Origin of the sequence: Janibacter sp. HTCC2649 (assembly GCF_000152705.1) — a bacterium.
GTDB lineage: Bacteria > Actinomycetota > Actinomycetes > Actinomycetales > Dermatophilaceae > Knoellia.
In genome coordinates this window covers 1-7,199 of the sequence record NZ_AAMN01000009.1, presented here as the reverse complement: position 1 = coordinate 7,199, position 7,199 = coordinate 1, and the positions used below count along the sequence as shown (strand labels likewise).

Genomic DNA, 7,199 nt, shown 5'->3' with positions numbered 1-7,199 from the left:
GTGCCCGAGATGTTGGGCGAGCAGATCGCCACGAAACGACTCCAGAAACACACCGCGGTCATCAGGGAACTGTCGCGGTGTCACGACGAACGCCCCCTCAATGGCCAGAGGTTGGACCTGCATCAGGGAAGCTCCTTGCCCTGCGCCAAGCAGGTGTGAATGTAGCCGCCGTATCCGCTCTTGACGAGAGCGTCGCCGAGCGCCGAAAAGTGGTCGTCATCGATCCAGCCCGCGCGCCACGCGATCTCCTCGACGCATCCGATCTTCATCCCCTGCCGGGCCTCGATGAGGTGGACGAACTGGCTCGCATCCATCAGGCCCTCGAACGTGCCGGTATCGAACCAGGCCGTTCCTCGCGGAAGCACCGTCACCGATAGGTCGCCACGTTGGAGATAGGCGTCGTTGACAGCCGTGATCTCAAGCTCGCCGCGTTGGCTGGGACTGAGGGATCTGGCGATCTCGACGACATCATTCCCATAGAAATACAGGCCCGGGACTGCGTAACTCGATTTGGGCTCGGTGGGCTTCTCCTCAATGGAGATCACCTTGTGATCGGCGTCGAACTCCACCACGCCGTACGCCGCCGGATCGCGGACGTGATGGGCGAAGATGTGACCGCCCTCGATGTCGCTGAGATCCCGGAGCGAGCGACCCAGACCCGTGCCATAAAAAATGTTGTCGCCCAGCACCAGGGCCACGGAGTCCGCACCAATGAAATCGGCACCGATGATGAAGGCTTGGGCCAGACCATCGGGACTGGGCTGCACGGCATACGAGATGTCGATTCCCCACTCGTGGCCGTCCACGAGAAGTCGCTCGAACTGTTCTCGGTCCTGCGGGGTCGTGATGATGAGGATCTCTCGGATCCCGGCCATCATGAGCGTGGCCAAGGGGTAATAGATCATGGGCTTGTCGTAAACCGGCATGAGCTGCTTGCTGATGGCACGCGTGATCGGATGCAGCCTCGTCCCCGAGCCCCCAGCCAGGATGATCCCCTTCATGGCCGCAACCCTACGAGTGCGGCGAACTCGTAGGGCCGTGTTCGGGAACTGGGTAGCCTGACGATGTGCGCATACTCGTCACGGGCGGGGCCGGATTCATCGGCTCCAACTTCGTCCACCTCACCCTCGCCACCCGACCGGGTTGTGAGGTGACAGTGCTCGACGCGCTGACGTATGCCGGTCACCGCGCTTCGCTGGACGGGCTCGGCGACCGAGTTCGTCTGGTCGAAGGCGACATCACCGACCTGACGCTCGTCGACCGGCTGGTGTCCGAGCACGACCTCGTGGTGCACTTCGCGGCGGAGTCTCACAACGACAATTCGCTGGCGGATCCGTGGCCGTTCGTGCACACCAACGTCATTGGCACCTTCACCCTCGTCGAGGCCGTCCGACGCCACGCCGTGCACTACCACCACGTCTCAACCGACGAGGTATACGGCGATCTCGAACTCGACGATCCCGGGCGTTTCACGGAGGCCACGGCATACAACCCCTCCAGCCCCTACTCAGCCACCAAGGGCGCAAGCGACCTGCTCGTGCGGGCCTGGGTCCGCTCCTTCGGGCTGCAGGCAACGATCTCCAACTGCTCCAACAACTACGGACCACGTCAGCACGTCGAGAAGTTCATACCCAGACAGATCACCAACATCCTCGACGGAGTGCGTCCCAAGCTCTACGGCGACGGACTCAACGTCCGCGACTGGATTCACGTCGACGACCACAACCGCGCCGTCTGGGCAATCATCGACCGCGGCCAGATCGGCGAGACCTATCTCATCGGCGCAGATGGCGAGGTCGACAACGGGACGGTCGTGCGCGACATCCTCGGACTCATGGGTGAGGACGCCGACGCGTTCGACCACGTCACGGACCGTCCAGGTCACGACCGGCGCTACGCCATCGATTCCTCCCGGTTGCGAACGGAGCTCGGCTGGACCCCCGAGTACCCGAGCTTTCGAGAAGGGCTCGCCGCAACGATTGACTGGTATCGCGACAACGAGGAGTGGTGGCGACCGATGAAGGATGCAACCGAACGCAAATATGCCGCAACGCAATCCGTCGTTCCCCGCTGATGGCGCGATGGCTCGTCACGGGCGCGGGCGGCATGCTCGCCCATGATCTGCTCCCCCGACTCACCGACGCTGGTCATGACGTCACACCGCTGACCCGCACGGACCTCGACATCACCGATGCGTCGGCGTGCCGAGCAGCCGTCGAGGGCCACGATGTCGTCGCCAATCTTGCGGCGTGGACCGCAGTCGACGATGCCGAGTCTCACGAAGGAGCGGCATTCGCCGTCAACGCCCTCGGGGCCGCCAACGTTGCCGCCGCGTGTGAGCGCTCCTCCGCGCGCCTCGTGCACGTGTCGACGGACTACGTCTTCTCTGGGGACACCAGCACCCCGTATGCCGTGAACGCACCGGTCGCTCCCCGCTCCGCCTATGGCCGCACCAAGGCTGCCGGAGAGTGGGCCGTGCTCGCGCATTGCCCCACCGCCCTCGTGGTGCGCACGGCGTGGCTCTATGGCGCTGGCGGGCCGAACTTCGTCGCGACCATCAGCAGACTCGCGACCGAGCGAGACACGATCGCGGTCGTGGACGACCAGCACGGACAACCGACATGGACCGCCGACCTTGCCGAGGCGATCCCTCGGCTCGTGGAGGCCGATGCGCAGGGCGGGGTCTGGCATGGAACTGGGAGCGGACAGACCACGTGGTTCGACTTCGCCCGCGCGATCTTCGAAGAACTTGGCCTGGACCCGGAGCGGGTCACCCCCACCACGACGGCGTCGTTTCCGCGCCCGGCCCCTCGCCCGACGTTCTCCGTCCTCGACGACGCCAAGTGGCGCACACACGGTCTCGATCCATTGCCCCACTGGCGCGACGGACTCAACCGAGCGGCCCCGTCGGTCTTGCGGACGTCCTGACCCGACAGGCCTGCTCGCCATGTGGCATGCATGGGGGGGCAACAATCCCTCCTCCGGCACGAGCTGACCCGAGTCTCGCGGTGCTGCGTCGTGTCAGCCTGGCGCAACCATCCACAGTTGGCCGTGCGGGCATCCACTCGGGATGGTCGCATCGCCCCTCGTGACGGCCTCCCCACCGCCAAGTTCGATGGGGTCGCCCGACACGAACTCCCCACCGCGGAACACCAAGGTGTCTCCAGCCATGGTGGTGCTGCCGCGCGGGAAGACGGGTGTCCACGTCTCGGCGCCGTTGTGGACAGTGACACAGGCAGTCGTGATCTCCACGGTTCCCGTGAGCAGGGCATCCATCCCGGAGTCTCCCGCTGGGTAGACAGCCACGTTGGAGGGATTCGGCAACTTCACGAACTGCATCACGCCAACAACCACGACGGCGGCAAGGACGCAGGCGCCCAGGGCGAGCCAGCGCGTTCTGGTCTGCCGTGCTGTGCGGGCGTAGGACTCCATGGACGACAGTATGCCGCCCGCCCGAGTGGGCGAACGGCATACCGAAAAGCGTTGCGGCACAGGGCCGCTCAGGCTCAGAGGTTGATCATGTGGCCGACGATGCCGTGGACCGACTCCTTGACGGCCTCGGACAGGGTCGGGTGCGCGAAGACGTTGCGGGCAACCTCGTCGGCGCGTGACGACACAGAGACGTTGGTCTGGATGATGTCGGGCCGGTGCCCGAGATGTTGGGCGAGCAGATCGCCACGAAACGACTCCAGAAACACACCGCGGTCATCAGGGAACTGTCGCGGTGTCACGACGAACGCCCCCTCAATGGCCAGAGGTTGGACCTGCATCAGGGAAGCTCCTTGCCCTGCGCCAAGCAGGTGTGAATGTAGCCGCCGTATCCGCTCTTGACGAGAGCGTCGCCGAGCGCCGAAAAGTGGTCGTCATCGATCCAGCCCGCGCGCCACGCGATCTCCTCGACGCATCCGATCTTCATCCCCTGCCGGGCCTCGATGAGGTGGACGAACTGGCTCGCATCCATCAGGCCCTCGAACGTGCCGGTATCGAACCAGGCCGTTCCTCGCGGAAGCACCGTCACCGATAGGTCGCCACGTTGGAGATAGGCGTCGTTGACAGCCGTGATCTCAAGCTCGCCGCGTTGGCTGGGACTGAGGGATCTGGCGATCTCGACGACATCATTCCCATAGAAATACAGGCCCGGGACTGCGTAACTCGATTTGGGCTCGGTGGGCTTCTCCTCAATGGAGATCACCTTGTGATCGGCGTCGAACTCCACCACGCCGTACGCCGCCGGATCGCGGACGTGATGGGCGAAGATGTGACCGCCCTCGATGTCGCTGAGATCCCGGAGCGAGCGACCCAGACCCGTGCCATAAAAAATGTTGTCGCCCAGCACCAGGGCCACGGAGTCCGCACCAATGAAATCGGCACCGATGATGAAGGCTTGGGCCAGACCATCGGGACTGGGCTGCACGGCATACGAGATGTCGATTCCCCACTCGTGGCCGTCCACGAGAAGTCGCTCGAACTGTTCTCGGTCCTGCGGGGTCGTGATGATGAGGATCTCTCGGATCCCGGCCATCATGAGCGTGGCCAAGGGGTAATAGATCATGGGCTTGTCGTAAACCGGCATGAGCTGCTTGCTGATGGCACGCGTGATCGGATGCAGCCTCGTCCCCGAGCCCCCAGCCAGGATGATCCCCTTCATGGCCGCAACCCTACGAGTGCGGCGAACTCGTAGGGCCGTGTTCGGGAACTGGGTAGCCTGACGATGTGCGCATACTCGTCACGGGCGGGGCCGGATTCATCGGCTCCAACTTCGTCCACCTCACCCTCGCCACCCGACCGGGTTGTGAGGTGACAGTGCTCGACGCGCTGACGTATGCCGGTCACCGCGCTTCGCTGGACGGGCTCGGCGACCGAGTTCGTCTGGTCGAAGGCGACATCACCGACCTGACGCTCGTCGACCGGCTGGTGTCCGAGCACGACCTCGTGGTGCACTTCGCGGCGGAGTCTCACAACGACAATTCGCTGGCGGATCCGTGGCCGTTCGTGCACACCAACGTCATTGGCACCTTCACCCTCGTCGAGGCCGTCCGACGCCACGCCGTGCACTACCACCACGTCTCAACCGACGAGGTATACGGCGATCTCGAACTCGACGATCCCGGGCGTTTCACGGAGGCCACGGCATACAACCCCTCCAGCCCCTACTCAGCCACCAAGGGCGCAAGCGACCTGCTCGTGCGGGCCTGGGTCCGCTCCTTCGGGCTGCAGGCAACGATCTCCAACTGCTCCAACAACTACGGACCACGTCAGCACGTCGAGAAGTTCATACCCAGACAGATCACCAACATCCTCGACGGAGTGCGTCCCAAGCTCTACGGCGACGGACTCAACGTCCGCGACTGGATTCACGTCGACGACCACAACCGCGCCGTCTGGGCAATCATCGACCGCGGCCAGATCGGCGAGACCTATCTCATCGGCGCAGATGGCGAGGTCGACAACGGGACGGTCGTGCGCGACATCCTCGGACTCATGGGTGAGGACGCCGACGCGTTCGACCACGTCACGGACCGTCCAGGTCACGACCGGCGCTACGCCATCGATTCCTCCCGGTTGCGAACGGAGCTCGGCTGGACCCCCGAGTACCCGAGCTTTCGAGAAGGGCTCGCCGCAACGATTGACTGGTATCGCGACAACGAGGAGTGGTGGCGACCGATGAAGGATGCAACCGAACGCAAATATGCCGCAACGCAATCCGTCGTTCCCCGCTGATGGCGCGATGGCTCGTCACGGGCGCGGGCGGCATGCTCGCCCATGATCTGCTCCCCCGACTCACCGACGCTGGTCATGACGTCACACCGCTGACCCGCACGGACCTCGACATCACCGATGCGTCGGCGTGCCGAGCAGCCGTCGAGGGCCACGATGTCGTCGCCAATCTTGCGGCGTGGACCGCAGTCGACGATGCCGAGTCTCACGAAGGAGCGGCATTCGCCGTCAACGCCCTCGGGGCCGCCAACGTTGCCGCCGCGTGTGAGCGCTCCTCCGCGCGCCTCGTGCACGTGTCGACGGACTACGTCTTCTCTGGGGACACCAGCACCCCGTATGCCGTGAACGCACCGGTCGCTCCCCGCTCCGCCTATGGCCGCACCAAGGCTGCCGGAGAGTGGGCCGTGCTCGCGCATTGCCCCACCGCCCTCGTGGTGCGCACGGCGTGGCTCTATGGCGCTGGCGGGCCGAACTTCGTCGCGACCATCAGCAGACTCGCGACCGAGCGAGACACGATCGCGGTCGTGGACGACCAGCACGGACAACCGACATGGACCGCCGACCTTGCCGAGGCGATCCCTCGGCTCGTGGAGGCCGATGCGCAGGGCGGGGTCTGGCATGGAACTGGGAGCGGACAGACCACGTGGTTCGACTTCGCCCGCGCGATCTTCGAAGAACTTGGCCTGGACCCGGAGCGGGTCACCCCCACCACGACGGCGTCGTTTCCGCGCCCGGCCCCTCGCCCGACGTTCTCCGTCCTCGACGACGCCAAGTGGCGCACACACGGTCTCGATCCATTGCCCCACTGGCGCGACGGACTCAACCGAGCGGCCCCGTCGGTCTTGCGGACGTCCTGACCCGACAGGCCTGCTCGCCATGTGGCATGCATGGGGGGGCAACAATCCCTCCTCCGGCACGAGCTGACCCGAGTCTCGCGGTGCTGCGTCGTGTCAGCCTGGCGCAACCATCCACAGTTGGCCGTGCGGGCATCCACTCGGGATGGTCGCATCGCCCCTCGTGACGGCCTCCCCACCGCCAAGTTCGATGGGGTCGCCCGACACGAACTCCCCACCGCGGAACACCAAGGTGTCTCCAGCCATGGTGGTGCTGCCGCGCGGGAAGACGGGTGTCCACGTCTCGGCGCCGTTGTGGACAGTGACACAGGCAGTCGTGATCTCCACGGTTCCCGTGAGCAGGGCATCCATCCCGGAGTCTCCCGCTGGGTAGACAGCCACGTTGGAGGGATTCGGCAACTTCACGAACTGCATCACGCCAACAACCACGACGGCGGCAAGGACGCAGGCGCCCAGGGCGAGCCAGCGCGTTCTGGTCTGCCGTGCTGTGCGGGCGTAGGACTCCATGGACGACAGTATGCCGCCCGCCCGAGTGGGCGAACGGCATACCGAAAAGCGTTGCGGCACAGGGCCGCTCAGGCTCAGAGGTTGATCATGTGGCCGACGATGCCGTGGACCGACTCCTTG

The 7,199-nt window shown here is 65.0% G+C and carries 9 protein-coding genes; 4 read left to right on the top strand and 5 right to left on the bottom strand.

All coding sequences use genetic code 11. The features are described from left to right. Positions 1–122: 122 nt before the first annotated feature. Positions 123–1,001, bottom strand: a complete 879-nt coding sequence (gene rfbA, locus JNB_RS00045; RefSeq protein ID WP_009774321.1) for a glucose-1-phosphate thymidylyltransferase RfbA — start codon at positions 999–1,001, stop codon at positions 123–125. A 65-nt stretch (positions 1,002–1,066) separates the two neighbouring features. On the opposite strand from rfbA (JNB_RS00045), the gene rfbB (JNB_RS00040) reads away from it, so the two are divergent. Together rfbB (JNB_RS00040) and rfbD (JNB_RS00035) are read left to right on the top strand one after the other, a co-directional pair. Next, a complete protein-coding gene (gene rfbB / locus JNB_RS00040; RefSeq protein ID WP_009774320.1) occupies positions 1,067–2,074 on the top strand; it encodes a dTDP-glucose 4,6-dehydratase in 1,008 nt (335 codons plus the stop codon). Next, entirely contained in the window at positions 2,074–2,928 is an 855-nt protein-coding gene (gene rfbD, locus JNB_RS00035) for a dTDP-4-dehydrorhamnose reductase (RefSeq protein ID WP_009774319.1), read from the top strand. The genes rfbB (JNB_RS00040) and rfbD (JNB_RS00035) overlap by 1 nt, the downstream gene beginning before the upstream one ends. 93 nt (positions 2,929–3,021) lie before the next feature. Here rfbD (JNB_RS00035) and JNB_RS00030 read toward each other — a convergent pair whose 3' ends face one another. The 3 genes from JNB_RS00030 to rfbA (JNB_RS00020) form a co-directional block, all read right to left on the bottom strand. After that, positions 3,022–3,432, bottom strand: coding sequence for a hypothetical protein (locus tag JNB_RS00030; RefSeq protein ID WP_009774318.1), 411 nt, complete (start codon positions 3,430–3,432; stop codon positions 3,022–3,024). A 74-nt stretch (positions 3,433–3,506) separates the two neighbouring features. Further along, complete coding sequence (locus tag JNB_RS00025) at positions 3,507–3,770, bottom strand: dTDP-4-dehydrorhamnose 3,5-epimerase family protein (RefSeq protein WP_009774322.1); 264 nt, start codon at positions 3,768–3,770, stop codon at positions 3,507–3,509. Beyond that, entirely contained in the window at positions 3,770–4,648 is an 879-nt protein-coding gene (rfbA, locus tag JNB_RS00020; protein ID WP_009774321.1) for a glucose-1-phosphate thymidylyltransferase RfbA, read from the bottom strand. Before rfbA (JNB_RS00020) ends, JNB_RS00025 begins: the two co-directional genes overlap by 1 nt. A 65-nt stretch (positions 4,649–4,713) precedes the next feature. On the opposite strand from rfbA (JNB_RS00020), the gene rfbB (JNB_RS00015) reads away from it, so the two are divergent. Together rfbB (JNB_RS00015) and rfbD (JNB_RS00010) are read left to right on the top strand one after the other, a co-directional pair. Beyond that, positions 4,714–5,721 (top strand): dTDP-glucose 4,6-dehydratase, encoded by a 1,008-nt coding sequence (gene rfbB / locus JNB_RS00015; protein ID WP_009774320.1) that lies wholly within the window; start codon positions 4,714–4,716, stop codon positions 5,719–5,721. Continuing rightward, positions 5,721–6,575, top strand: a complete 855-nt coding sequence (gene rfbD, locus JNB_RS00010; RefSeq protein ID WP_009774319.1) for a dTDP-4-dehydrorhamnose reductase — start codon at positions 5,721–5,723, stop codon at positions 6,573–6,575. The genes rfbB (JNB_RS00015) and rfbD (JNB_RS00010) overlap by 1 nt, the downstream gene beginning before the upstream one ends. Positions 6,576–6,668: 93 nt before the next feature. Here the strand turns inward: rfbD (JNB_RS00010) and JNB_RS00005 are convergent, their stop codons facing one another. Continuing rightward, positions 6,669–7,079: a hypothetical protein gene (locus JNB_RS00005; protein ID WP_009774318.1), complete on the bottom strand. Its 411-nt coding sequence runs from the start codon at positions 7,077–7,079 to the stop codon at positions 6,669–6,671. Positions 7,080–7,199 lie beyond the last annotated feature (120 nt).

Excerpts from the sequence above, each read along its gene's own strand:
- rfbA (WP_009774321.1), bottom strand. The coding sequence starts at position 1,001 with ATGAAGGGGATCATCCTGGCTGGGGGCTCGGGGACGAGGCTGCATCCG.
- rfbD (WP_009774319.1), top strand. The coding sequence starts at position 2,074 with ATGGCGCGATGGCTCGTCACGGGCGCGGGCGGCATGCTCGCCCATGAT.
- JNB_RS00030 (WP_009774318.1), bottom strand. The coding sequence starts at position 3,432 with ATGGAGTCCTACGCCCGCACAGCACGGCAGACCAGAACGCGCTGGCTC.
- JNB_RS00025 (WP_009774322.1), bottom strand. The coding sequence starts at position 3,770 with ATGCAGGTCCAACCTCTGGCCATTGAGGGGGCGTTCGTCGTGACACCG.
- rfbA (WP_009774321.1), bottom strand. The coding sequence starts at position 4,648 with ATGAAGGGGATCATCCTGGCTGGGGGCTCGGGGACGAGGCTGCATCCG.
- rfbD (WP_009774319.1), top strand. The coding sequence starts at position 5,721 with ATGGCGCGATGGCTCGTCACGGGCGCGGGCGGCATGCTCGCCCATGAT.
- JNB_RS00005 (WP_009774318.1), bottom strand. The coding sequence starts at position 7,079 with ATGGAGTCCTACGCCCGCACAGCACGGCAGACCAGAACGCGCTGGCTC.